The 26,143-nt window shown below is 38.0% G+C and carries 17 protein-coding genes; 13 read left to right on the top strand and 4 right to left on the bottom strand.

Annotation, left to right across the window (positions count from 1 at the left end; all coding sequences use genetic code 11):
- Window positions 1-650 precede the first annotated feature (650 nt).
- From thiC to U736_RS0103720, 9 genes are all read left to right on the top strand, one after another.
- Window positions 651-2,486, top strand: coding sequence for a phosphomethylpyrimidine synthase ThiC (gene thiC / locus U736_RS0103760; protein WP_026500319.1), 1,836 nt, complete (start codon window positions 651-653; stop codon window positions 2,484-2,486).
- Window positions 2,483-3,433: a glycine oxidase ThiO gene (thiO, locus tag U736_RS0103755; protein ID WP_026500318.1), complete on the top strand. Its 951-nt coding sequence runs from the start codon at window positions 2,483-2,485 to the stop codon at window positions 3,431-3,433. Before thiC ends, thiO begins: the two co-directional genes overlap by 4 nt.
- A 3-nt stretch (window positions 3,434-3,436) precedes the next feature.
- On the top strand, window positions 3,437-3,634 hold the full coding sequence (gene thiS / locus U736_RS0103750) for a sulfur carrier protein ThiS (RefSeq protein ID WP_012754917.1): 198 nt from the start codon (window positions 3,437-3,439) through the stop codon (window positions 3,632-3,634).
- A 4-nt stretch (window positions 3,635-3,638) separates the two neighbouring features.
- Window positions 3,639-4,412 carry a thiazole synthase gene (locus U736_RS0103745; protein WP_012754916.1) on the top strand — a complete coding sequence of 258 codons (774 nt, stop codon included), beginning with the start codon at window positions 3,639-3,641 and terminating at the stop codon, window positions 4,410-4,412.
- The gene (locus U736_RS0103740) at window positions 4,409-5,014 is read left to right on the top strand and encodes a thiamine phosphate synthase (protein ID WP_026500317.1); all 606 of its coding nucleotides are present in this window, start codon (window positions 4,409-4,411) and stop codon (window positions 5,012-5,014) included. Before U736_RS0103745 ends, U736_RS0103740 begins: the two co-directional genes overlap by 4 nt.
- Window positions 5,005-5,763 (top strand): hydroxymethylpyrimidine/phosphomethylpyrimidine kinase, encoded by a 759-nt coding sequence (locus tag U736_RS0103735; RefSeq protein ID WP_012754914.1) that lies wholly within the window; start codon window positions 5,005-5,007, stop codon window positions 5,761-5,763. The genes U736_RS0103740 and U736_RS0103735 overlap by 10 nt, the downstream gene beginning before the upstream one ends.
- Window positions 5,764-6,234: 471 nt before the next feature.
- On the top strand, window positions 6,235-7,065 hold the full coding sequence (locus U736_RS0103730) for a uracil-DNA glycosylase (RefSeq protein ID WP_012754913.1): 831 nt from the start codon (window positions 6,235-6,237) through the stop codon (window positions 7,063-7,065).
- Between the two features lie 69 nt (window positions 7,066-7,134).
- Window positions 7,135-9,762: an aminopeptidase N gene (gene pepN / locus U736_RS0103725; RefSeq protein WP_012754912.1), complete on the top strand. Its 2,628-nt coding sequence runs from the start codon at window positions 7,135-7,137 to the stop codon at window positions 9,760-9,762.
- A gap of 284 nt (window positions 9,763-10,046) precedes the next feature.
- Complete coding sequence (locus U736_RS0103720) at window positions 10,047-12,368, top strand: sensor histidine kinase (RefSeq protein WP_026500316.1); 2,322 nt, start codon at window positions 10,047-10,049, stop codon at window positions 12,366-12,368.
- Here U736_RS0103720 and U736_RS0103715 read toward each other — a convergent pair.
- On the bottom strand, window positions 12,365-12,889 hold the full coding sequence (locus U736_RS0103715) for a methylated-DNA--[protein]-cysteine S-methyltransferase (RefSeq protein ID WP_012754910.1): 525 nt from the start codon (window positions 12,887-12,889) through the stop codon (window positions 12,365-12,367). The genes U736_RS0103720 and U736_RS0103715 overlap by 4 nt on opposite strands.
- An 817-nt stretch (window positions 12,890-13,706) precedes the next feature.
- Here U736_RS0103715 and carB point away from each other — a divergent pair.
- From carB to U736_RS0103695, 3 genes are all read left to right on the top strand, one after another.
- Window positions 13,707-17,192 (top strand): carbamoyl-phosphate synthase large subunit, encoded by a 3,486-nt coding sequence (carB, locus tag U736_RS0103705; RefSeq protein WP_012754909.1) that lies wholly within the window; start codon window positions 13,707-13,709, stop codon window positions 17,190-17,192.
- A gap of 245 nt (window positions 17,193-17,437) precedes the next feature.
- The gene (locus tag U736_RS0103700; protein ID WP_012754908.1) at window positions 17,438-17,647 is read left to right on the top strand and encodes a cold-shock protein; all 210 of its coding nucleotides are present in this window, start codon (window positions 17,438-17,440) and stop codon (window positions 17,645-17,647) included.
- A 321-nt stretch (window positions 17,648-17,968) separates the two neighbouring features.
- Window positions 17,969-19,171, top strand: a complete 1,203-nt coding sequence (locus U736_RS0103695; protein WP_026500315.1) for a pyridoxal phosphate-dependent aminotransferase — start codon at window positions 17,969-17,971, stop codon at window positions 19,169-19,171.
- A 1,148-nt stretch (window positions 19,172-20,319) separates the two neighbouring features.
- Here U736_RS0103695 and U736_RS0103685 read toward each other — a convergent pair.
- Window positions 20,320-21,225, bottom strand: coding sequence for a LysR family transcriptional regulator (locus U736_RS0103685; protein ID WP_012754906.1), 906 nt, complete (start codon window positions 21,223-21,225; stop codon window positions 20,320-20,322).
- A 42-nt stretch (window positions 21,226-21,267) separates the two neighbouring features.
- Window positions 21,268-22,224, bottom strand: a complete 957-nt coding sequence (gene trxB, locus U736_RS0103680; protein ID WP_012754905.1) for a thioredoxin-disulfide reductase — start codon at window positions 22,222-22,224, stop codon at window positions 21,268-21,270.
- Window positions 22,225-22,536: 312 nt separating this feature from the next.
- On the opposite strand from trxB, the gene U736_RS0103675 reads away from it, so the two are divergent.
- Window positions 22,537-23,931: a TrkH family potassium uptake protein gene (locus U736_RS0103675; RefSeq protein ID WP_026500313.1), complete on the top strand. Its 1,395-nt coding sequence runs from the start codon at window positions 22,537-22,539 to the stop codon at window positions 23,929-23,931.
- Window positions 23,932-25,084: 1,153 nt separating this feature from the next.
- Here the strand turns inward: U736_RS0103675 and U736_RS0103670 are convergent.
- Window positions 25,085-26,143 (bottom strand): glycosyltransferase family 4 protein, encoded by a 1,059-nt coding sequence (locus U736_RS0103670; protein ID WP_012754903.1) that lies wholly within the window; start codon window positions 26,141-26,143, stop codon window positions 25,085-25,087.

Raw genomic sequence — 26,143 nt, 5'->3', positions numbered from 1 at the left:
CAGATCATCATCTTTAAGCTTTTGAAGATACAAGCCAGAACCCATTATACATTTTGTTGGTCCCCACATTGCGATAGTCCTCGCATCTGAGAATGTTCATGAATGACTTTTGGCTTCCTTTCTTCAAGTGTTTTGCCCCATATGCTCCCACGGATGACGTGCAAGGAAGTGATTTTATATGAAAAGATGTATGATGAGAGAATCTTATAGTATTCTGAGTTATTATTTTAATATGAAAAAATCTCAATCAGAGCTATAAACTATCTACTTTTTCCTTGATAATCCGTTTTTAACTTTATTCTTGTTTATAAAAGCTTCAATATCACAGTTTATCACTTCATAATATCTATTTTCACTCTTAAAAAACACACCAAAATCGTTTAAATATATTTTTATGATTGACAATATAGATATTTAAGCCAACCATATTCGTATTAGCAAAAATACTTTAAGTGGGAAGAGGCATGTAAATATGAGAATAGATATTGTATCAATTTTTCAAAATAAATTTTCTTGAGCTTTATTGGGTTTGCTTTGCTATAAAGCAATACTATTCCTATTCATCCGAATACTCGTGATTGATAATTTGAATACATCCCCATTAACATCGCAACCTGTTTTTGAACTCTGTGTCTATAAGGAAAAAGTTTGTGCAGAAAAATACTCCATCAATTAGTTGTAGCCCCTTTCCCGCTTCACGCAAAATTTATCAACAAAGTCCTATCTTTTCTGATGTGCGCGTACCATTGCGTGAAATTTCACTGACTGATGGCAGTGGTGAGAAACCTTTAAAAGTTTACGATACTTCTGGCCCCTACACAGATAAAGATATGATCATTGATATTACAAAAGGCTTGCCAGCAATTAGCTTGCCTTGGCTCTCTAAGCGGGATGATACTGAAACTTATCCTGCACGATTAGTAAAACCTGAAGATAATGGATTGGCTTCTGATAAAAACCTTACACCAACATTTAAACAAAAACGTCCCATTTTACGAGCAAAAAATGGCAAAGCAATTACACAAATGGCTTACGCGCGCGCAGGCATTATTACCGAAGAAATGGAATATGTGGCTATACGAGAAAATGAAGGATTAGCAGTAAAAGAACGGCAAAATGTACCATCAAATGAAACATTTGCTGGATCAATACCAGAAATTTATACTGCCGAATTTGTTCGCAATGAAATTGCTTGTGGACGCGCCATTATTCCACAAAACATTAATCATCCAGAGTGCGAACCCATGATTATTGGGCGTAATTTTCGTGTTAAAATTAATGCCAATATTGGCAATTCAGCAGTGACTTCATCTATGGAAGAAGAAGTTGATAAAATGGTTTGGGCCATTCGCTGGGGAGCAGATACAGTTATGGATCTCTCAACAGGTCGAAATATTCATAATATTCGTGAGTGGATTATTCGAAATGCCCCTGTTCCCATTGGGACTGTTCCACTTTATCAAGCACTTGAAAAAGTACAGGGTATTGCTGAAAACTTAACATGGGATATTTTCCGTGATACCCTTATTGAGCAAGCAGAGCAAGGTGTTGATTACTTTACCATTCATGCGGGATTAAGATTACCTTTTATCCCTTTGACCGTTGATCGGGTAACAGGTATTGTTTCACGAGGTGGTTCTATTATGGCAAAATGGTGCTTGCAGCATCACAAAGAAAGTTTTCTTTATGAACATTTTGATGAAATTTGTGATATTGCACGCACGTATGACATCTCTCTTTCCTTGGGGGATGGATTGCGCCCTGGCTCTATTGCCGATGCCAATGATGAAGCCCAATTTGCAGAGCTTAAAACTTTGGGAGAATTGACAAAAATTGCTTGGAAAAAAGATGTACAGGTTATGATTGAAGGTCCTGGGCATGTCCCAATGCACAAAATTAAAGAAAATATGGAGCAACAATTAGATCTCTGTCATGAGGCGCCTTTTTATACTTTGGGACCTCTTACAATCGACATTGCTCCTGGTTATGATCATATTACATCAGCAATTGGTGCCGCTATGATTGGATGGTTTGGAACAGCTATGTTGTGTTATGTAACACCTAAAGAACACCTAGGACTCCCCGATAGGAATGACGTAAAAACTGGTGTGATCACTTATAAAATTGCTGCTCATGCCGCTGACCTTGCCAAAGGTTTGCCTAGAGCACAATTGCGCGATAATGCTCTTTCGCGTGCACGATTTGATTTTAGATGGCATGATCAATTCAACCTTTCTCTTGATCCGGAAACAGCCTGTGCCTTTCATGATGAGACAATGCCTAAAGAAGCTCATAAATTGGTACATTTTTGTTCCATGTGTGGACCAAAATTCTGTTCTATGCGTATTTCTCATGATATTCGTGAGGCAGCAGCAATAAGAAAAACAAAAGGGGAAGGTATGATCGCCATGTCCGAGAAATATCAAAAAAATGGTGATCTTTATATGGAAATCGTTTCTCCTCAAAAAGAGAAAGCAAACAGTTGAAGAACATTCTTATCAAAGGTGCAGGTGTAGGCGGCTTAACGGTTGCCTTTATGTTACAGCAAAAAGGTGTTTCTGTTACTATATCGGCTCCCCCTCATTCTCCTATAGGAAGTGCTAGTTGGTATGCAGGAGGAATGCTCGCACCTTACTGTGAGAGAGAAAGTGCGGAACAGATTGTTGAAGATCTTGGTATACAAGCTATACAGTGGTGGTGTAAAACGCTTCCCAACCTTGTCATACAAAAAGGCACTTTAGTGGTTGCACCTACACGAGATAGAGGAGAGCTTGAACGGTTTTCTGGACGCACGCATAATCACAAAACCATAGATAATGTAGAAATAGCTCATCTTGAACCAGATCTTGCGGAACGTTTTAACTGTGCGCTCTTTTATGAAAATGAAGCACATATTGATCCTCGCAAAGCACTTATGGCTTTAAAAGAAAAGCTTCTCAACAATGGAGCGTGTTTTGCTGATGTAGAGACGGCTGAAACAAATTTTGATATTGTTATTGATGCGACAGGAATAGCACGTTTAGGAAAAGATAAAAATATACGGGGCGTACGCGGCGAAATGCTTCTCGTGCGCTGCACCGATATTAAAATTTCGCGTCCAATTCGTCTTCTTCATCCACGGTTTCCTCTCTACATTGTACCTCGACAAGATAATATTTTTATGATTGGTGCAACAATGATTGAAAGTGACTTTGATGGTGCAATCTCAGTGAGATCAATGATGGAACTGCTCAACGCGGCTTATACTTTACATCCTGCTTTTGCTGAAGCAGAAATTATTGAATCTGGCGTTGGTGTTCGTCCATGTTATCCTGATAACTTCCCTTCTGTGCATAAAGATGGTAATTGTATTTCTATTAATGGATTTTATAGACATGGTTTTCTTTTGTCTCCAGAAATGGCAAAGCGAGCAATGAAATTGGCATTGGAATAAAGCATGCAAATATTTGTTAATGGTGAAACAGTCCAAACAGAAGTTATGACTCTCGGTCTCTTACTTGAAGAATTGGGGTATGAAGGAAATTGGCTTGCAACCGCTGTTAACGCTGAAGTTGTTTCCATAGATGCACGAAGCCAATTTGTCTTGCATGAAGGAGATAAAATTGAAATTTTGAGCCCAATGCAAGGAGGCTAGAATTATGCTGAATCTTTATGGACGACAATTCTCTTCCCGTCTTCTATTAGGTACAGCGCAATATCCTTCACCAGCAATTCTTCGTGATGCTATTCATAAATCGAATACGGAAATTGTGACTGTTTCCTTGCGTCGTGAAACGGCAGGTGGAAAACAAGGTGGACAATTTTGGCAATTTCTTCAAGAACTTGGGGTAACAGTGCTTCCTAATACTGCTGGTTGTTATACTGTTAAAGAGGCCGTAACCACAGCGCAATTAGCAAGAGATCTCTTTAAAACAGCTTGGATTAAACTCGAAGTGATAGGAAACCCAGACACCTTACAGCCAAATATTTTTTCCTTAATCGAAGCAGCACAAATTTTAAACAATGAAGGTTTCAAAATTTTTGCTTACACAACGGATGATCTCATTGTTGCTGAAAAACTTTTCGACATTGGTTGCCGTGTTATTATGCCTTGGTGTGCTCCTATTGGTTCTGCCAAAGGACCTCATAATACTGATGGACTGCGTTCTATCCGTGCTTACCTTCCTGACGCTACTCTTGTTATTGATGCCGGCATTGGACGCCCATCACATGCTGCCATTGCGATGGAACTCGGTTACGATGCAGTACTGCTTAATACCGCAGTTGCTAAAGCAGGTGATCCTGTCTTAATGGCTGAAGCATTTTCTAAAGCTGTTCAAGCAGGACGTATGGGATATAAAGCTGGCATGATCGAAGCACGCAATGTGGCAGTCCCTTCAACGCCAGTCATTGGAAAAGCAGTATTTTCATGAAACTGGATCCATTTTACCTCATCGTTGATAACGCTGATTGGGTTGAACGTTTGCTCCCTCTTGGCATCAAGCTCGTACAATTGCGTATGAAACATGAAAATCAACAAATAATCCGTCAACATATCAAGCGCGCAAAAAACATATGCAATAAATTGGGAGCACAATTAATTATTAATGATCATTGGGAAATAGCAATTGATGAAAAGTGCAATTTTATTCATCTGGGACAAGAAGATCTAAGCAATGCTGATCTTCACGCAATTCGTAAAAGTGGTATAAAAGTTGGTCTTAGTACACATGATGAACATGAATTGGATATCGCACTCTCTGTTAATCCTGAATATATTGCACTTGGTCCTATTTATCCGACAATCTTAAAAAAAATGAAATGGATGCCGCAAGGACTAGAAAAAATCAAACAATGGAGAAAGCGGATTGGTGCTTTACCTTTGGTGGGTATTGGTGGTTTAACACCAGAACGCGCAGTTGGTGTTTTAAAAGCGGGAGCAAATAGTGCTGCTGTTGTGACTGATATTATCCTCCATAAAAAACCTGAAGAACGTGTCCAACAGTGGATAAAAGTGACACAAACATGGCGTTGATACCTTCCATTCTTATTGTTGCAGGCACGGATCCAACAGGAGGTGCCGGTATTGTTCGTGATATAGAAACCGCTGCACATTTTCAAATAAAAGCAAATTTGGCAATCACTTGTGTTAACGTACAAGATGATAATCGCGTTGCCGAAATCATTCCAATGCGTGAAGACCTCGTCGCTGCGCAAATGCGTGCTGCCCTAGAAGCAAATCCAATAAGCGCAATAAAAATCGGTATGATGGGTACAAAAGCAATTATAACAGCAATCTGTAACGTACTCAAAGACTATCCCCATGTTCCAGTTATTTTGGACCCCGTACTTGTCGCTTCATCAGGAGGAAAACTAACAACGGAAGCAATCATCGACACGATGATCGATAAACTGCTTTCTCATGTTACTCTTTTAACACCGAATAGAGAAGAACTTGCTCTTCTTAGCCAAAGTCCATTGGCATCTCATGATGAGCAAGCAATACAACAAGCAAAAAAACTTTTGTCATTGGGAGCTCGATCTATTTTAGTAAAAGGGGGACATGCAGAGGGTCCTCTTGCAATTGATAGCTTCATTGACAAAACTGAAGTCATAAATATTTCTACGCCACGTTTAAAAGGAACAATGCGAGGAACAGGTTGCATTCTCTCAAGCGCTATTGCTGCGCATTTAGCATTAAATGAACCTCTCATTTCAGCTGTAAAAAAAGCAAAAGCATATATCTACACATTGCTTTTAACCCATTGCAAAAACAGTTTGTAAAGTCTTAGTATTTTCTCATATATCTAATATTTTCTCATATAAAAGTAATATTTATATATCTCATTAATATATTTAATATTTTTAATAAAAATTATTAAAAAAAATAAAAATATAATAATAAAAAAATTATACTTAATTATTACAAATAAAATACTACAAAAATCACTTTCATTAATTATTAAATATAGAATATAATGATCAAAAATGTTATCATACCACTTGCATTCAGTAGAGAATTCTTTTATTATAAAGAGCTTAGTCTGTTTAAAAATTTAAAATAGCGTAATTTAAACAAATTGTACATTTAAAGATGTATATAATCGCGAACACTCGCATTTTACGATTTGCCTTTTTTGTGAAAAGAGAGAATCCTATCAGCGTTCTTGTACATTAATGGCTAGCGAATATATTTATAAAACTTGAAGGATAATTTTGTTTGATCTATAGTTGCTAGATCATTAGAAAAATAAAATGTTAAATCAAACGCCGTGCTCAATTTCCTATGAAGAACTCTTAAACTTTTATAAAGAAAGTGGTGCGGATGCTGTTCTGACAAATTTCCCTATTAATCGTTTTAAGCAGTCTGCTTGTTCAGAGAGCAAATTAATATCTGTCGTGAACATTTCTCATAATCAACAAACATCTCCCACCGTAAAATTAGATCATCGTCCGCTGCATAACTCTAGGGGGGCTATACAAAATGAACCCACAGCTATAGAGAGTGCAAACAATGCAAAAACACTTGATGAATTAAAATCTGCTCTCCTTGCATTTAATGGCTGTTCACTAAAATTGACAGCAAAAAATACCTGCTTTTCAGATGGAACAGCAGGAAGCCCCCTGATGCTTATAGGCGAAGCACCAGGACGAGAAGAGGATATACAAGGAATTCCTTTTGTGGGAAAAGCAGGGATGTTGCTTAATAAAATCCTCGCATCAATTGGCTTAACAAGAAATAATGTTTACATTGCCAACACTATTCCTTGGCGTCCACCAGGAAATCGTACACCAACACCAAGAGAAGTTGCCTTGTGCCGCCCTTTTATTGAACGGCACATTTATTTAGCGCGTCCTCGTGTGCTTATAGCACTGGGAGGCATTGCTGCACAGCTTCTTACGGGATCTCAAAATGGGATTATCCGAACACGAGGGAAATGGCATATTTATGAAAGTGAGGATAATATTAAAATACCTGTTATGCCAACTTTCCACCCTGCTTACCTTCTCCGAACCCCTAGTCAAAAAAAACTTACATGGATAGACTTCTTAGAAGTAAAAAATCGCCTCGATAGCCTTTTGTAATTCTGTAATCTTCTTTGACTCTAAAATTAAACACCTTCTTTAACTCTTAAAATACGAATGGGAAAAACTATGGAACAGCCAACAACATCTATTTATCGTTTGGAAGACTATCAGCCAACCCCTTACGCTATCCCTAAAACACAACTTTCCTTCCAATTGGCACCAACAAAAACCTATGTTACAGCCATATTGTCTATTGAATCCCGTCACAATACAAAAGAATTAACACCTCTTGTTCTTTCTGGTGATGATCTTACTTTAATTTCCGTTTCTATCAATGGTGAGACGTTAGCCCCAAACACTTATAAAGTGACGCCTTCACGTTTAGAAATTACAAACCCACCAGCGGCTCCTTTTACATTGAAATTGGTTACGGAACTGAATCCTGAAAGCAACCGCCAACTTATGGGCCTTTATCTTTCAAATGGTGTTTATTGCACACAATGCGAATCGGAAGGCTTTCGTCGTATTACTTATTTTTACGACCGCCCAGATGTTCTTTCTACCTATAGAGTGAAAATTGAAGCAGATTCCCAAACAATCCCAATCTTGCTTTCAAATGGTAATCTAGTGGAAACAGGAACTTTAGAGAATAATCGCCATTTTGCCATTTGGGAAGATCCTTATCCCAAACCATCTTATCTCTTTGCTTTAGTAGGTGGAGATCTTGATAAGTTAGAAGATCATTTTACAACTGTATCTGGACGACGTATCGAGCTTGGTATCTATGTGGAAAAAGGAAAAACCAAACGCGCAACCTATGCAATGGATGCTCTTAAACGTTCCATGCGTTGGGATGAACAATGTTTTGGGCGCGAATATGATCTTGATGTTTTTAATATTGTTGCTGTCTCCGATTTTAACATGGGAGCAATGGAAAACAAGGGACTTAACATTTTTAATGATAAATATGTTCTCGCAGATCCTGAAACAGCAACCGATCAGGATTATAGAAATGTTGAACGTGTCATTGCACATGAATATTTCCATAATTGGAGTGGTAATCGTATTACCTGTCGCGATTGGTTTCAACTCTGTTTAAAAGAAGGATTCACTGTTTATCGTGATCAGGAATTTTCATCAGATCAAAATGTACGCAGCCTACAGCGAATTGAAAATATAAAAACATTAAAAGCTACTCAATTTGCCGAAGACGCTGGTCCCCTCGCTCATCCTGTACGTCCTCGTCAATATAGCCAAATTAACAATTTTTACACCACAACTGTTTATGAAAAAGGTGCTGAAGTTGTTCGCATGATACGGACTATTTTAGGACCCTCTCTGTTTCGTAAAGGTACTGATCTTTATTTTCAACGTCATGATGGACAAGCTTGTACAATTGAAGATTTTATCACCTGTTTTGCTGAAGTATCTGGTCAAGACTTTTCCCAATTCATGTTGTGGTATGAACAAGCTGGAACACCAAATGTAGAAATCGATAGTCATTATAGCGATGGTGTTTTAACAATTCATGCAAAGCAACATATTCCGGCAACCCCACAACAAAATACAAAAAAGCCCATGCTTATCCCTATATTATTTGGCTTGTTAGGACCTAATGGAGAAAACCTCACCTATGAAGCGGATACAGATATTCAATCAAACGTTATGCTTTTATCCAAGGAAAACCAAACGTTTACATTAAAGGGTCTGCGTGAAAAACCTGTTTTATCACTGCTTAGAGACTTCTCTGCGCCAATCAATCTACAAACTCCATTCAATGAAAGCAAACTTATTTTTCTTGCACAACATGATGACAATCACATCAATCGCTGGCAATCTCTTAATCATTTAATGACGCAAGCTTTGATTCAAAGCATTCAAGATGAAACAAAAGCAAAAGAGGGGATGCCCTCTGCTTTGATAAAATTGATTGAAGCTATCATTACAGATGAAAGTCTTGAACCTGAGTTTCGTGCATTTTGTTTAAGTTTACCGAGCGAAGTTGAACTTGCCCATACACTTGGTAAAAATGTTGACCCAGAGCGTATTCATCATGTGCGCAATCAGTTTTTAGCTTCGCTCGCACATACACATCAAGGGCTCTTCACAAAATTTTATGGGCAAATGCAAACCAAAGAGCCCTATTCATCAAACACTGTACAAGCTGGAAAGCGAGCATTAAAGAATATAATACTGGATTATCTTTCCATTACTGAGGCCAATCCAAATCGTGCTGCCGCACAATATGCAACAGCTGATAATATGACTGACCGTATGGCTAGTATCGCTGTTCTCGTGAAGCGTTTTAATGAAAGTGAGCAGGCGCAAAATGCCTTAAATGATTTTGAAAACCGCTATCACCATGATCCTTTGGTCATGGATAAATGGTTCTCCATTCAAGCAATGGTTGCAGGAGCATCAACGCTCAAGAATGTTCAAAAGCTCATGCAACACCCGCTATTTTCAAAAGATAATCCCAATCGTGTGCGTTCCCTAATCGGTGTCTTTGCCTCTAACAATCTCACGGGTTTTAACAGGATGGATGGAGCATCTTATCATTTTCTTTGCCAAATCATTTTGGAAATTGACAAAAAAAATCCACAGCTCGCTTCACGATTATTAACGACGATGCGCTCTTGGCGACAATTAGAACCCATTCGACAACAAAAACTTGAAACTGAATTAAAAACAATTGCTGCTGCGCCAAAATTATCAAGCGATGTCGCTGATATTATCAACCGTCTGCTCACTTGAAACGAAAAATTATTTTAAATCAATATTCTATAATATTTTTTAAATAAATTCTACAGACTATTCGATCATCATTAAATCTATAAACAGGCAATCTAAGCCTGTTTATAGATCATGTTTAAATGCCTTTTCCTTTTCATATTCCAAGTTCATAGAAGTAAAATTATTTTTTTTAAAAAAAAGACTGGACAGAAGACTCCTGTTTTGATTCATTGCACTCGATGGGGTTACTATGAATATCGAAGCAGTTTTTAAATCACATTATTCCATAATTAAAGGAACTGGAAATGGCTAAATTGGACGCATATCATGCGCCAACGGAGGTGTATACTGATTCAAAATCGAGCGCTCCAAGTCATAAAGCGCAGAAAAAACGTATTCATCTGCTTTCTGGCTCCGCCTATCAAAAGCTTCTCTTTATTGAACCTTGGTTGCGTCGCTCACTTCCGTTTGTTATTTTAGCATTTCTTATTGTACTTGCATCAATTCGTTTTATATCACTCTATGATTGGCGTAACACGATTGATAAGAACACTCGTTCTACCATCACTCTCTTAGCTTCTCATATTACCAATACAATTAATCATGACTTACTGGCTGTTTCTCAGAAAGGAAAAGTCTCTGCCCTTTCTCATAGTCATTTGCAAAATATCCTCACCACTTTTCGTAATCAAGATCTTATTAATCCTAGCACTCTGATCGCCATTATTGATCAAAAAGGAAATGTCTTAGCTTCATCCAGTTCAGAGATTTCTTTAGGAAAACCTTTGCAAGATTTTATCTCTGACAGCATTGCTTTACAATCTCTTGGACAGCACGTTGGAATTATGAAAATCACAATAGGAAAAGATGCCCCTGCTCTTGCTTCATTTCAGCAAACAGAAAATGGGCAATATGGCGTATTCATTAGCGAAAAAATGCAAGATAGCGCCATGGAATGGCGGAAAATTCTCTCGTTAAATATAACCCTGTTCATTGGAACTAGTGGCGTTATCCTCGCTCTTCTTTATGCTTATTACAACCAAATTGTACGAGCACGCAAAACGGATCTTGTCTCAGAAAAAATTCAAAACCGTATTGATATGGCAATGATGCGTGGACGCTGTGGACTATGGGATTGGAATATGGCAAGTGGACGCGTCTACTGGTCACGAGCAATGTACGAAATGCTGGGCTATGTCCCTCAAGATGCATTGCTCTCAATTTCCCAAATTAGCGCCATTATCAATCCAAATGATGCGAATTTTTTTGATCTTGCTCAGGAATTAATGAGCGGTAAAAAAAAGCATATCGATATTAACGTTCCCATGCGCCATGCCGATGGCCATTATGTCTGGATGCGCATTCGTGCTGAAGTTACTGAAGAAGAAGAACCCCATTTGGTTGGTATTTCCTTCGATATTAGTGAACAGCAACAATTGGCTGAACAAACAGCGCAAGCCGACCTTCGTATCCGTGATGCAATTGAAAACATTTCAGAATCTTTCGTCTTGTGGGATTCAGAAGGACGTTTAGTCATGTCCAACAGCAAATTTTGCGAATATGCTGCTATTCCTAAACAAATTCTACAATCCGGTATCCAACGTGCAACCGTCGAAGCCATGGCACGCCCTGCTATCAGTGAATATCCCCTTAAAGATGATGGTACTGGTAACTTAACCAGTATTCGCCAAACGGCAGATGGTTGTTGGCTCAAAATTAACGAACGGCGAACCCAAGACGGAGGATTGGTTTGTATTGGTACTGACATTTCTGAGCTTAAACAACAACAGGAAAAATTTGAAGACAGTGAAAGGCGTCTTTTTTCTTTTATTCAAGAACTCAAACGTGCTCGAGGAAGTGCTCAACAACGTGCCTCAGAAGTTGAAAAACTTAATAAAAGTCTCAAGGCAGAAAAAGAGCGTGCTGAAAGTGCTAACAAAGCTAAATCAGAGTTTTTGGCTAATATGTCCCATGAATTGCGCACTCCTCTTAACGCTATTCTCGGCTTTTCAGATATCATGTTGCAATCGACTTTTGGACCTCTTGGCTCACAACGCTATAAGGAATATATGCATGATATTTACAATTCGGGAACCCATCTTCTAACCCTTATCAATGACATCCTTGATATGTCAAAAATTGAAGCTGGAAGATTTTCGCTTGATTGTAAAAATACCGATCTTGAGCCCATCATTAGTGAAGCAGTACGGACACTAACGCCTCAAGCTCAAGAAAAAAATATTGTTGTTACAACAAACATTACGCCAGAACTTCATGCTGAAGTTGATGGTCGTGCTATGAAACAGATTTTCCTTAATCTCATCTCTAATGCCGTTAAATTTACGCCTTCTGGCGGAAATATTGATGTTTGCGCTTTCAAGAAAAAAAACAACCTTATTTTTAAAATTACAGATACAGGTGTTGGTATTCCCCAATCAGCAATTAAAAAACTTGGGCAACCTTTTGAACAAGTTGAAAATCAGCTTACTAAATCTCACACGGGCTCAGGTCTTGGCTTAGCCATTTCACGCTCCTTGCTAGAACTCCACAAAGGAAAACTTGAAATTACCTCAAAAGAAATGAAAGGGACAACTGTAACGATTATAATGCCCATCACACAAAATTAAATTCCTCCATTTTGTTCTCGTTGTAGCAAAATCTGTTTCCGTTTGGATCCCCAACGATACCCTGAAATAAAACCATTTTTACGCACAACACGATGACACGGAATGATAACAGCCAATTCGTTACGTGCACACGCATTAGCAACGGCACGAAAAGCGTTCGGTATACCAATACGGCATGCTAAGACTTCATATGAAATTGTTTCACCACATGGTATATCACATAATACTGCCCATACTTGTCGTTGAAAAACTGTACCATTTATATCTAAGGAAAAATTATATTTTTTGACCAACTTAGGTGTTTCTATCATGGCTATAATATGAGCAACTTCTCTCTTAAATGTATTGTCACCTACAACTTGTTGTGCATTGCCAAATCGTATCGTAAACTCCTGTAATAATTGTTCTATAGTATCTCCTAACGCTATATAACAAATCCCTTTTTGAGACCTAGCCACCAAAAGCTTTCCTATTGATACATCTTTCAGACAGAATATTCTCGTTTGGGAAATGTTCAGCATTTTAGCCTTCTTTATATTTTTAAATATTTTTGAACATCATCCATAAAGTAAAGAGAGAGTATTCACTATCTTTTAACAGCAAACAAAATCATTCTGAAATTATCTCCTTAGCCATTGTATTAAAATACACTCTCACCCTTTTATGAAATGGAAACATACATCAATTGACTTTCTTCCTATCCTAAAACGGAAAGTTCGACCAGAACCGATCTATCAACAATCTTTCTTTTTATCTAACAGATTCCAACTGAGACCATTTCATATGGTTTATTTCACAAGCTCTCTAAAAACAAATCCTCCCCTGAATTCTATCATATACTCTAACAAAAAACACCTTAATGTAGTAAATTTTCATACCTTATATCACAGCTCTAAACGGTAGTACTTTACGGAACAACAAGATAAACTTCCCATTTCATTTTACGAAATCCCATCGAACCATAAATAATGGCTTATGTTTTACAAGCAACAGAAAAAGTGCGGCCCTCTTTAGGAAATCAACGTCATAAAAACACAAAATATGCCGGCAATGGACTGGAAAGATGTTCCGGCTTTTTATTCTTCACAGTATGCTTAAATATTCTAATTTGTTGGAGTATTACTATTATTTTTTTATCAAAGATCATACTTTTGATATACTGACGAGATGATTCAGCTCAAAAAAGAAATTTATCTTCAATTTCATGAAAAAAAGCATGGAAAAGGTATTTTAGTGCTTACTTTCTTTGTCACTTAACTTATAAAATGACTGTAGCCTCAGAACTGAAATATTTTACCCGCAACAATCGCGCACAGATATTTGTCATAGGAAAAAGCCATGCCCAAACGCACAGATATAAAATCTATTCTTATCATCGGAGCAGGACCTATTATCATTGGTCAGGCATGTGAATTTGATTATTCAGGCACACAAGCCTGTAAAGCATTAAAAGAAGAAGGTTATCGAGTTATTTTGGTAAATTCTAATCCTGCCACGATTATGACAGATCCAGATCTAGCTGATGCAACTTATATAGAGCCCATTACTCCTGAAATAGTTGCCAAAATTATTGCCCACGAACGTCCCGATGCCCTTTTGCCCACTATGGGAGGACAAACAGCCCTCAACACTGCTTTATCATTAAAGCGTATGGGTATTTTAGACCGCTATCATGTTGAAATGATAGGGGCCAATGCTGATGCTATTGATAAAGCTGAAGATCGTGCTTTATTCCGCCAAGCGATGGCAAAAATCGGTTTGGAAACGCCACGCTCTATGTTAGCCAATGCAACAGAACTAAAAGAAGAAAATCGCCGACAGCACGCAAAAACGCGTGCTGAACTTAAAGCAAAACTTTCTGGTGCTGCACTTGACAAAGCACTCGAAGAACTTGAGCGCAACTGGCGACATACCGAAACTGATCGCAAACAACATTATATCGCCCATGCAACAGCAAAAGCAGTTCAAGCTCTTGATGTTGTTGGACTTCCAGCTATTATTCGTCCTTCATTTACCCTTGGTGGAACCGGTGGTGGAATCGCTTACAATCGTTCTGAATTTTATGAAATTATCGAACGCGGTCTTGAAGCTTCGCCTACAACTGAAGTTTTAATTGAAGAAAGTGTTTTAGGGTGGAAAGAATATGAGATGGAAGTTGTTCGTGATAAAAACGATAACTGTATCATTGTTTGTTCTATTGAAAACATTGATCCAATGGGGATTCATACCGGTGATTCGATCACTGTAGCGCCTGCTCTCACCTTAACAGATAAAGAATATCAATGTATGCGTAATGCTTCGATTGCTGTTTTGCGTGAAATTGGTGTTGAAACGGGGGGATCCAATGTACAGTTTGCTGTCAATCCTGAAAATGGGCGCCTCATTGTTATTGAAATGAATCCGCGTGTTTCTCGCTCTTCAGCGCTTGCCTCAAAAGCAACGGGGTTTCCCATTGCCAAAGTAGCGGCTAAACTGGCTGTTGGTTATACTCTTGATGAATTAAAAAATGATATAACGGGTGGTACAACACCAGCATCATTTGAGCCTTCTATTGACTATATTGTGACAAAAATTCCTCGTTTTGCTTTCGAAAAATTTCCCGGTTCATCACCTGTCCTTACAACTGCGATGAAATCTGTAGGAGAAGTCATGGCAATTGGACGCACTTTTCAAGAATCGTTACAAAAAGCACTCCGTGGACTTGAAACAGGACTTACGGGTCTTGATGAAATTGTTATTCCAGAGCATGCTGAAGGTGATGAAAAAAGTTCTATACGCTCCGCCATTGCAATACCAAGCCCTGATCGTCTACGCTATATTGCTCAAGCCATGCGCACAGGCTTACCCTTAGATGAGATTCACCAAATTAGCAAAATTGATCCGTGGTTTTTAGAACAAATAGCCTCCATCATTGAAACGGAGCAGCGTATCCGCATTCATGGATTACCCCAAGACGCAGATAACTTACGTATGTTAAAAGCTATGGGATTTTCAGATGCGCGATTAGCCTCCCTTACTGGAAAAGAACCCGATGATATCGCAGCTTTACGCAAATCACTAAATGTTAAACACGTCTTCAAACGGATTGACACTTGTGCCGCTGAATTTTCTTCTCCTACAGCCTATATGTATTCAACATATGAAGTTCCCTTTGCAGGTATAGAGCACTCGGAAGCACACATTTCTGAACGCAAAAAAATTGCTATTTTAGGCGGTGGACCAAACCGCATTGGGCAAGGTATTGAATTTGATTACTGTTGCTGTCACGCTGCTTTTGCACTGCGTGATGCAGGCTTTGAAGCGATTATGATTAACTGTAATCCTGAAACAGTTTCAACCGACTATGATACCTCTGATCGCCTTTACTTTGAATCTTTAACAACAGAAGATGTTATCGCTATTTTAGAAGCAGAACAGGAAAAAGGAGATTTGGTTGGAGTCATCGTCCAATTTGGCGGACAAACACCCTTGAAATTGGCAAGCGCTCTAGAAAAACACAACATTCCCATCTTGGGTACTTCACCTGACGCTATCGACTTAGCAGAAGATAGAGATCGCTTTCAAAAACTGTTATTTAAACTTAACTTAACACAACCTCAAAATGGTATTGCTCACTCCATCGAACAAGCACGCCTCATTGCCCACGAACTAGGCTTCCCATTGGTTGTACGTCCCTCTTATGTTTTAGGAGGACGTGCTATGCAAATTATCCGTGATGAACGTAACTTACAAAATTATTTACTTGAGAGTGTCCCAGAATTAATTTCAGAAGATATCAAAGTCCGTTATCCTAACGACACAACAGGACAAATCAATATATTGCTTGGTAAAAATCCGCTTCTCTTTGATACCTATTTAACAGAAGCAATTGAAGTAGACGTTGATTGTCTATGTGATGGCAAAGAAACACTGATTGTTGGTATTATGGAACACATTGAAGAAGCTGGTATCCACTCTGGTGATTCAGCATGTTCTTTACCAGTCCGTACGCTCTCAAATAAAATAGTTACTGAATTAGAGCGCCAAACCAAAGCATTAGCACAAGCACTTCATGTTCGCGGCTTCATGAATGTACAATATGCTATAAAAGATGACACCATTTATGTCTTAGAAGTCAATCCCCGTGCTTCACGTACTGTCCCATTTGTTGCAAAAACGATTGGTCGCCCTATTGCTAAAATGGCTGCACGTATTATGGCAGGAGAAACACTTCATGATGCTCTTCAAGCTTATGGTGGATTACCTTCCTTGCAGAAAAAACAACATATTGCCGTCAAGGAAGCAGTGTTTCCTTTTGCTCGTTTTTCAGGTGTTGATACACTTCTTGGTCCAGAAATGCGCTCAACCGGTGAAGTTATGGGACTTGACTATGAATTTTCGCTTGCTTTTGCTAAAGCCCAACTTGGAGCTGGTGTAAAACTCCCTAAAGAGGGAACTTTGTTCGTTTCTGTAAGAGATGAAGATAAAAAACGCATCTTAAATCCTGTAAAACGTTTAACTGAACTTGGCTTTTCTGTTGTCGCCACAAGTGGAACACATAAATTTCTTACCGAACACCACGTTGAAGCAACAAAAATCAACAAAGTCCTAGAAGGGCATCCTCATATTGAAGATGCTATTCGTAATCGCCAAATTCAATTGATTTTTAATACAACTAGCACTGCCAGTGCCATCTCAGACTCAAAATCATTACGTTATGCAGCACTCATGCAAAATGTTCCCTATTATACAACAATAGCTGGGGCCGAAGCCGTCGTAGAAGCGATCAAAGCACTCAAAAAAAGGCGCCTTGAAGTACGTTCACTACAAAGTTATTTCAGTTGAATTTTTTCTACTCAGCAAAAGGTACACTGCTTTCTTATTTTTTTTTATATAAAAATTGATTAAGACTTGCTTTTTGTTCTAAAGGCTTTTATAGAGGTTTCATCGAATTTTCGGTTACGTGACTTTCTTTCCTGTGCGATCTGCACTTTTGACGAAACTTCTCCCACCTAATTTCGATCTACAACCGTATTGAAGGAATGAAAGCTTCAATACTCAATATAATTATATATTCTAAGGAGTTTCCTATGTCTACAGGAACAGTTAAGTGGTTTAATACAACAAAAGGTTTCGGATTCATTCAGCCTAGTGATGGTAGTGCAGATGTATTTGTGCACATTTCTGCTGTTGAGCGTTCTGGTCTAAACAGTCTTAATGAAGGGCAAAAAATTTCTTATGATGTTCTTCAAGATCGTCGTTCAGGAAAATTTGCCGCTGGCAACCTTGCAGCTCTTTAAGATTTAAATTCTGCAATATTTTATTTAAAAATCTTCGTCTGTAACGACGAAGATTTTTTTTATTTTGTATAAAGCATCATTTTACCTTGTTAAAATAAAAGACTGCTTATCTCCTTTGCACAATTTATCACCCCCCCTTATACTTCCTCTAAAACTTTCATAAAATCTAAGAATAGATTATCTTGTAAAAATCTCAAAAAAGAAGAATGTAAAGCCCGTGTAAGAGTATTTTGGAAGTTTTTTATTGCATACAATATAATCTCTTATAGAATATCCTTAAAGCAATAACTATTTGTTGATATAATATAAGGATTTAAAATTATGGCTTTTATTGCCGACAAACTGTCTCGTATCAAACCTTCTGCAACAATTGCTGCTTCCCAAAAAGCCCGTCATTTAAAAACATTAGGGCGCAACGTTATTGCTTTAAGCGCTGGAGAGCCAGACTTTGATACCCCAGACAACATCAAAAACGCAGCTATTGAAGCTATTCGAAGAGGAGAAACAAAATACCCTCCCATATCTGGAATTCCAGAATTGCGCCAAGCAATTTCTGCAAAGTTTAAAAGGGAAAATAATCTCAATTATGAACCAGAGCAAATTATTGTTGGTACCGGTGGAAAACAAATTCTCTTTAATGCATTGATGGCAACTTTGAATAAAGGGGATGAAGTCATCATTCCATCTCCTTATTGGGTAAGTTATCCAGAAATGGTTGCACTCAACGATGGTACACCTGTCTTTTTAGAAACAAAAGCCGAATTTTCTTATAAACTCCAACCACAAGAGCTAGAAGCTGCCATTACCCCCAAAACCAAATGGTTCATCTTTAACTCTCCTTCAAATCCATCAGGTGCCGCTTATACACATAATGAATTGAAAAAACTCACAGATGTTTTAGTAAAATATCCTCATGTTTATATTCTTTCCGATGATATATATGAACATCTCACATATGAGGGTTTTACCTTTGTTACTCCAGCTCAAATAGAACCAGCGCTTTATGAGCGTACACTCACAATGAATGGTGTTTCCAAAGCATATGCGATGACGGGATGGAGAATCGGCTATGCAGGGGGACCACAAGAATTAATTAAAGCTATGGATACCATTCAAGGTCAGCAAACATCTGGAACAAGTGTCATTTCACAATGGGCTGCTGTTGAAGCACTCAATGGGCCACAAGACTTTATCGCTAAAAATAAAAGTATTTTTCAAGCACGCCGTGATCTCGTTGTTTCCATGCTAAACCAAGCTCCTGGCATTCACTGTCCAACGCCCGAAGGTGCTTTTTATGTTTATCCTTCTTGCACAGGACTTATTGGAAAGAAAACACCCAACGGTCAATGTATTACGAATGATGAAGACTTTGCCATAGCGCTTCTAGAAACAGAAGCTGTTGCTGTCGTCCAAGGATCTGCTTTTGGACTTGGATCAGCTTTTCGTATTTCTTATGCAACATCAGAAGAATTACTTGAAGAAGCTTGTATACGTATACAGCGTTTTTGCAACAGTTTAATTTAAAATTTTTAATATCATTTTTTGTGATCGTTTTTTTGCCGAATGTCAGTATATCCGAGAAAATATCGGAAACTGTATCATGGTCTGAATCAATCGATTCAGTAAAAATATCCATGAATAAACACAACAATAGAGGCTGTAGATAAAGATCAAAAAAATCTAGCGATCAAATAAATGAATCGGTTTATTATCATGAGATGATAAAAAAACTATTCTGCTTTCTCTATTCAATTTATAACTCTAAAAAAGATCGAGCGCTTTTAAACCCAATTGCCCTTACAATCAAATCTTTTCTATTTCTCGGCTTCTTCTTCGTCCTAAAATGAAGAAGAAGCCACTTCCCGTCGTTATGTAAACAATCCAGTTTCCTTTAAGTTCTATCTAATAACGACTTGATTTACTTCATAGGCTTTATGAACAAGACCTGCCTTAAATATTCACCTCTCACTCTAATAAAAAGCACCTCAATGTATAAAGTTTTAAATATTTTATATCATGCCTCTAAAAGACAGACTTTTATGCTACAACAGAATAAATCTCTCTCAAACTCCTTATTGAATTTTAGTATTCTTAAAAAATTGTTGGATATCCACAAGTTTCGAAATTTTTTCCTTATCATCCTCCCATATATTGCAATTTCTAGGAGCTCTTTCAAAAATAAAAAAAAAAGCCGGACATACGTCCGGCAAATTTGGAAAATCCTCAGAGATAAAACCAATCTGATAGATCTTCGTAAGGGAACACTCAAGAAAATGCACTGGGAGGCAACATAATCAAGAGATAGCATTCTATGTCATTTTATAAGAAAAAGTACAATAAAGACTTAAGCGTATCTGCTATGCAATAAACACATAGCTTTAAATTTGTCTCCATCATGTACCACTCTTTATTAATTAAATATAAAGATGTAAGCTACACCATCACACGATTGTCCAGTTTTCAATATATAATAACTCTCACATTTGCTAGCATTCATAAAAAACATTTATCCCTTTTTTCAAAAGTATTTTTCCACACGGACTCCATCCACTTTTAATGTGCAACGAATAGTTTTAATTGATTCAATATGGGCAAATTTAAAACGAAAGAATATTAGGGGAGTCTCAAATTGTAAAACAGTTAATTATTCCTTATAAATTAAGGCATTAACATTAAAAAGACCACTGACGGGCTTTTAAAAAAATATAATCTCGAAAAGCATTTAACCTTGCCAAATTCTTTAAATTATAAGGATAACAAAAAAAAGTATCAAAAGAAGGAATATCAACCATATCAGGAAAAAGACGCACCAAATGCTCATCATTATTGACGATATAATCAGGCAGCACAGCAATCCCAAGATCACGCATAAGCGCATTCTTTATTGAGATGATATTGTTGATTTGTAGAACTGAAACGCGCAATGATCCATCACTTCTACCAGCCTTTTCCAACCAATTTAAACCAGACAAATAAGGTGGGACAGGTTCACCGAACGAAATAATACGATGCTCATCGAGATCAGACAATTTTTCCGGCTTTCCATAATTTGCAATATACTTTTCCGAAGCATAAACATGCATATGAATTGTAAAGAGTTTTCTTTGTATAAGATCAGGTTGTTGGGGTTGATGTAAGCGAACAGCACAATCCGCATGACACATTGTCAAATCAAGCTCTTCATCGGAAAGCAAAAGCTGAACCTGCATATCAGGATAAAGACTAAGAAATTCTGGCATACGCTCTGCAATCCACCCTGCCCCCATTCCAAAGGTCGAGGTCACACGCAAGTGCCCCGTTGGTTTTGCATAGCTTTCACTTAGTTGCAAACGTACACTTTCAAGCTTCATCAAAACATCATGAGCTGTACGATAAAGAGTTTCTCCCTGTTCTGTAAGAATCAAACCACGCGCATGACGTTGAAATAAGGATACCCCAACCTCTTGTTCTAAAGCCGAAACCTGTCGTGAAACTGCTGACTGAGATAAATGAAGCTTTTGAGCAGCATGCGTAAAAGATCCCGCTTCTGCTGCAGCGTGAAAAACCCTTAACTTATCCCAATCCAACGGTGGCGCCACAATTAATTCTACCTCTAGATTCTTTATGTTCTCAATGAGTTACTAACGCTTAGATATATCCAGAAACCGTTCTGCTTCCAACGCTGCCATACATCCTCTTCCCGCAGCTGTTACAGCTTGGCGGAATATTTCATCTGTTACATCCCCAGCAGCAAAAACACCAGCAATGCTTGTTGCTGTTGAGTCCGGTGCTGTCCATAAATAGCCGCCTCGTTTTTGTTTCAGCTGTCCTTCAAACAGAGAAACAGCAGGATCATGCCCAATAGCAATAAATATTCCCTCTGCATTCACTGTCATCTCGTGACCTGTCTTAACATTTTTCAGACGTGCCCCTGTTACAACAGCGCCCACTGCCCCCTGTGCAGGCAGCCCCACAATTTCTTCCACCACATGATCCCAAATGATACGTACGTTCTTGCAAGCAAGCAACCTATCTTGCAAAATTTTTTCTGCCCGAAACTGCCCCCGCCTGTGAACCACGCTTACACTTTTAGCCAAATGCGATAAATAAAGTGCTTCTTCAACAGCGGTATTTCCTCCTCCCACGACAATAACGTCCTTATCACGGTAAAAAAAGCCATCACATGTAGCACAAGCGGACACACCACCGCCCATAAAGGTTTGTTCACTTTCTAAACCAAGCCAGCGCGCTTGAGCTCCTGTTGCAATAATCAGTGCATCACAAGAATATTGTGTTCCTGAATCCCCATATAAAACAAAAGGATACTTCAACAAATCAGCCTTTATAATTGTATCATAGACAATTTTTGTCCCCATATTCTCAGCTTGTTTCGCCATTTGTTCCATCAACCACGGTCCTTGAATGGGATCTGCAAAACCTGGATAATTCTCAACATCAGTTGTAATTGTCAATTGTCCCCCCTGCTGCAAGCCCGTCACCAAAACCGGCTTAAGCATTGCTCTTGCTGCATAGATCGCCGCTGTATAACCAGCTGGACCTGAGCCAATAATCAGCAGACGAATATGCGATTGTACCATTAAATCCCCTTCACTTTATTATAACTTAATTATTCTATAAATGATAACGGAATGCAGCCTTTTAAAAAAATATTTTTCAAAAACTCCAATTATGTTATATGTACTTCATTTTCAAGTTTTATGAAAAGGTCTGATTACCAATTTCATCAAGGCATCCTAATGTTAAGAATTAATCTTTATCCTATAAAGAGAAAAACGTAAATTCTTATGAGCACAAAACCATAATAAAAAGAGATACAAAGATAGGGAACGGTCATTTTTCAGTTTATTATCAATGTCTGTGCACGTTTTGCGTTAATCATGGCAGGAGCAATGCTTTTGCCAATTTTTGTGGATCTGCACGACAACAATCGTAATTGGATAACCTTTCTCTATTCTTGTGCCATAACCACCATGTTAGCAACTCTGATTCTTTTAGCAACTAAGGGAGCTACTTGTCGTTTTTCAGCACGGCTTGGCTTTATGCTCACTGTTTGTCTTTGGCTAACAGGAAGCATCGTAGGTGCCTTACCTCTTTATCTTTCTCCTCTTCCCATTTCTCTAGCAGGAGCCATTTTTGAATCTGTTTCTGGAATTACAACAACAGGTTCCACAGTCCTTTCTGATCTTGATAATTTATCGCGAAGTATTTTGTTATGGCGTTCTCTTATATGCTGGATTGGGGGCATTGGTTTTATCGGTTTAGCCCTCTTACTTTTGCCTTCATTGCGTGTGGGTGGCGTACGACTTTTTCATATGGAATCATCTGATAAATCTGAAAAAATATTGCCTCGCATCAACCAAATTGCTAACGGAATTATCATCGCTTATGTTGGTCTCACATTGGCTTGTATGCTTTCTTATTTTGCTGCAGGCATGAATTTATTTGATGCCGTTAACCATGCAATGAGTACAGTCGCAACAGCTGGTTTTTCAACGCATGATGCTTCTTTTGGTTATTTTTCTGATAAACCAGCCATCTTAATTATTTCAACAATCTTCATGTTGCTTTCTGCTTTGCCCTTCGTACTTTATGTTAAATTAGTCCTTCCTGGACACTCCAAACGCTTCCTTGACCCACAAGTGATTGTTTTTCTCCATATCGTTCTCCTTTTCAGCTTTGCTTTAGCGGCATGGCTACGGTTTTATGATCATCGCGCGTTCCACTTGATTTTCCTTGATGTCATTTTTCACCTTTCATCCATTATTAGCACCACAGGTTACAGCGCTGAAGATTATCAACTTTGGGGACCGTTTGCGCTTGGAATTTTCTTCATTGTTTCTTTTACAGGCGGATGTGCTGGTTCTACTTCTGGTGGCATGAAAATCAATCGCCTCATTATTCTTTGGCGTATTACACAAACAAATATAGAAAAACTTCTTTCTCCTAATGTCGTTGTAAAGGCGCGCTACGATCACTCAAATATATCAAACGATGTTGCTCAAGCCGTTTTGTTTTTTGTCTGTCTTTATATGTTTTGCCTTGTTATCGGCACTGCACTTTTGCTTACAACCGGTCTTGACTTTACCTCTGCCTTTACAGGGGTCTTAACCGCACTTTCAAATGTTGGTCCAGGCTTTGGAGATATTATTGGCCCCACTGGTAATTTCTCTACAATCAACGATAATGCTTTATGGATTTTAAGTTTTCTAATGTTAGCTGGACGCCTTGAAATCATAACAATATTCGTCCTTTTTATTCCCGCTTTCTGGCGTGAACAATTCTAATGCATAAAGCATTTTATTCTACCATGATAAAAAATTTACAACATAAAAAGGTGTGAACAGTATGAGTCATAATATTCACCCCTCACTCAATCCACTGAAGATTTCCTAAAATTTCATACAAATCATCATATCAACGATATAAATGTTGATATAAAAATAATTCGACAAGAGCAATAAAATACCAAGAGCCTTCAAATCCAGAACATATAAAACTTCACTTTATTGATCTTCTTTATCAAATAAAGTGGGCACATAGAACATCCTTTTTTTACGAATAATCTCTCATGAAAAAAATATGAATATTTGCTGATAAAAGTGCTTTTTCTCTTTAATAGAGTTACATCCTTATAGAAAATAAAATGCTATTATATTACGAATTCACAAGCTTGTTTGTAAAAAACATCTCACAATACTCATCACCCCCATTTCACGACAGCTCTCATGAAAGATATAAAATGGGCACCATCATTTTTACTTAAATAATAATAAGGTGCAAATCGGTACCACAAATAAGATATAAATTAGTACCACCATATTATTTTCTTTCTGTTAATGTCGTAACAACCTGCATTTCAGACAATTTATAAGAAATCTCTTTACACCCTGTCTTCAATAGTTTTATCCAACCACATGCTTTCCTCCAATTGTGATGTGCAAGAGGATAGCTCTTATTCAAATTAAAAAGGTAAACTATCTATAGAAATCATATATATTGATCTTAGATCCATCTTATTATGAATTTATTGAAAATATGTACGACTATTTTACCCATGGAGACACCATAAATATCTTTTTTAAGACAAGAAAACGTTTTTTTCTATCTATTTAAGTCTTCCAAAACGAACAATATCAGTACGACACCGTATATCTAGACTTGAGTTAAAGCATTATTTTCTTATTCTAAAATATCACTGAATAAAAATAGCTTTCCTCTCTCCTAATATGCTTTATCATAAACTACATATCGCTCTCAAGCGTATACATTTTTAATCTTTTATCCAAAATTTCGAGAACTTCTTATAGCGTTCTACTAAAGACAATATAAATTTTGTAAAATAACATTTATATCATTGAGCTGTTTTCTTGATGACTATGAAAAACCTTTAAGGAAAACACTTTTTATCATTCCTCAAGAAGATCTTTGATATAATAATCAAAGTGTTTTTTCCGCAAACAGTTCTTTGTAAACACGCTCAATCTCGGTTGTCTCCTTTTCCAAAGGAAAGTGTGTACGAACATGGGTTAAAGCTTTCTTTCCGGCTACCAATGTTTTTTCTACATCAGCAAAATAAGGTTCAATTGCTGCTGTTAAAGCCGCTCCATCTCCTGCTTTTACAACTGTTCCTGTTCCCTCGGCCACCAATTCTTTATAAGCTCCTGCATCACTCGTTACAACCGCAACCTGTGATGCCATTGCTTCTAATGGTGTTAAACCGAAACCTTCTGTACGAGAAGGTGCAACATAAAGCGATAAACGACGATACCACAAAGGGATATCCAGAATCTCACCAAGAAAAATAATGCGATCATCCAGACCAGCCTTAGCAATCTTTTGGTGTAATTCTTTTTCAAAATGATAATATTGCTCTGTCGTACGACCAGCGATAAGTGCTGTCCATTCAGGATAGTCAGGTAATAACGCTATCATGGCATCAACAAATAAATCTGTTCCCTTTGAGTAACGCAGACGCCCAAAACACCCTACCGCATATTTTCCTGGAAATCCTGTCGAAGAAAAGTAATCATCAAGAGTCTGTGGTGGAGTAAAACGCTTCACATCCACCCCATGCATAATAACCTTATGAGGCACTTCTAGATAAGCGCCCGTATGTGTACTGGTAGCGATAACCCTATCCATACAGCGAATCAACCATTTGGTAAAAGGCTTATGATGGCGTTGTGAAGCCGATGTAAAGATAAGTTTCAGCTTCATTTTCAAGATATCGCGCAAAAAGATCCCAAAAAGCATCTCAATATTGCGTCGTGCATGCCAAATACGAAATGGCTTCCCTTTCGGACTTTTCCAAAGTCCGAAAAGGTCCTTAAAGGCAAGAGCCGGCAAAGTTTGTGGTAAACCAAACCCCAAAGTGGATATACGCACCCCCTGTTCGCGTTGCAGTGGAATAAGCTGAATAATCGTAGATGTTACTCCCGATAAACGCCTTTTAAAGTGAGGCGCAATAATCTCAGTTTCATCCAAAGATACACGCAT

It is taken from the genome of Bartonella grahamii ATCC 700132 (genome assembly GCF_000518085.1).
Classification (GTDB): domain Bacteria; phylum Pseudomonadota; class Alphaproteobacteria; order Rhizobiales; family Rhizobiaceae; genus Bartonella; species Bartonella grahamii.
The sequence above is the reverse complement of the archived record's forward strand: the minus strand, read 5'-3'. Positions and strand labels throughout refer to the sequence as shown.

Bases quoted from the DNA above. Each gene is read 5' to 3' on its own strand.
- thiS (WP_012754917.1), top strand. From the start codon at position 3,437: ATGCAAATATTTGTTAATGGTGAAACAGTCCAAACAGAAGTTATGACT.
- U736_RS0103745 (WP_012754916.1), top strand. From the start codon at position 3,639: ATGCTGAATCTTTATGGACGACAATTCTCTTCCCGTCTTCTATTAGGT.
- U736_RS0103740 (WP_026500317.1), top strand. From the start codon at position 4,409: ATGAAACTGGATCCATTTTACCTCATCGTTGATAACGCTGATTGGGTT.
- U736_RS0103735 (WP_012754914.1), top strand. From the start codon at position 5,005: ATGGCGTTGATACCTTCCATTCTTATTGTTGCAGGCACGGATCCAACA.
- U736_RS0103730 (WP_012754913.1), top strand. From the start codon at position 6,235: ATGTTAAATCAAACGCCGTGCTCAATTTCCTATGAAGAACTCTTAAAC.
- pepN (WP_012754912.1), top strand. From the start codon at position 7,135: ATGGAACAGCCAACAACATCTATTTATCGTTTGGAAGACTATCAGCCA.
- U736_RS0103720 (WP_026500316.1), top strand. From the start codon at position 10,047: ATGGCTAAATTGGACGCATATCATGCGCCAACGGAGGTGTATACTGAT.
- U736_RS0103715 (WP_012754910.1), bottom strand. From the start codon at position 12,889: ATGCTGAACATTTCCCAAACGAGAATATTCTGTCTGAAAGATGTATCA.
- carB (WP_012754909.1), top strand. From the start codon at position 13,707: ATGCCCAAACGCACAGATATAAAATCTATTCTTATCATCGGAGCAGGA.
- U736_RS0103700 (WP_012754908.1), top strand. From the start codon at position 17,438: ATGTCTACAGGAACAGTTAAGTGGTTTAATACAACAAAAGGTTTCGGA.
- U736_RS0103695 (WP_026500315.1), top strand. From the start codon at position 17,969: ATGGCTTTTATTGCCGACAAACTGTCTCGTATCAAACCTTCTGCAACA.
- trxB (WP_012754905.1), bottom strand. From the start codon at position 22,224: ATGGTACAATCGCATATTCGTCTGCTGATTATTGGCTCAGGTCCAGCT.
- U736_RS0103675 (WP_026500313.1), top strand. From the start codon at position 22,537: ATGCTTTTGCCAATTTTTGTGGATCTGCACGACAACAATCGTAATTGG.
- U736_RS0103670 (WP_012754903.1), bottom strand. From the start codon at position 26,143: ATGCGTGTATCTTTGGATGAAACTGAGATTATTGCGCCTCACTTTAAA.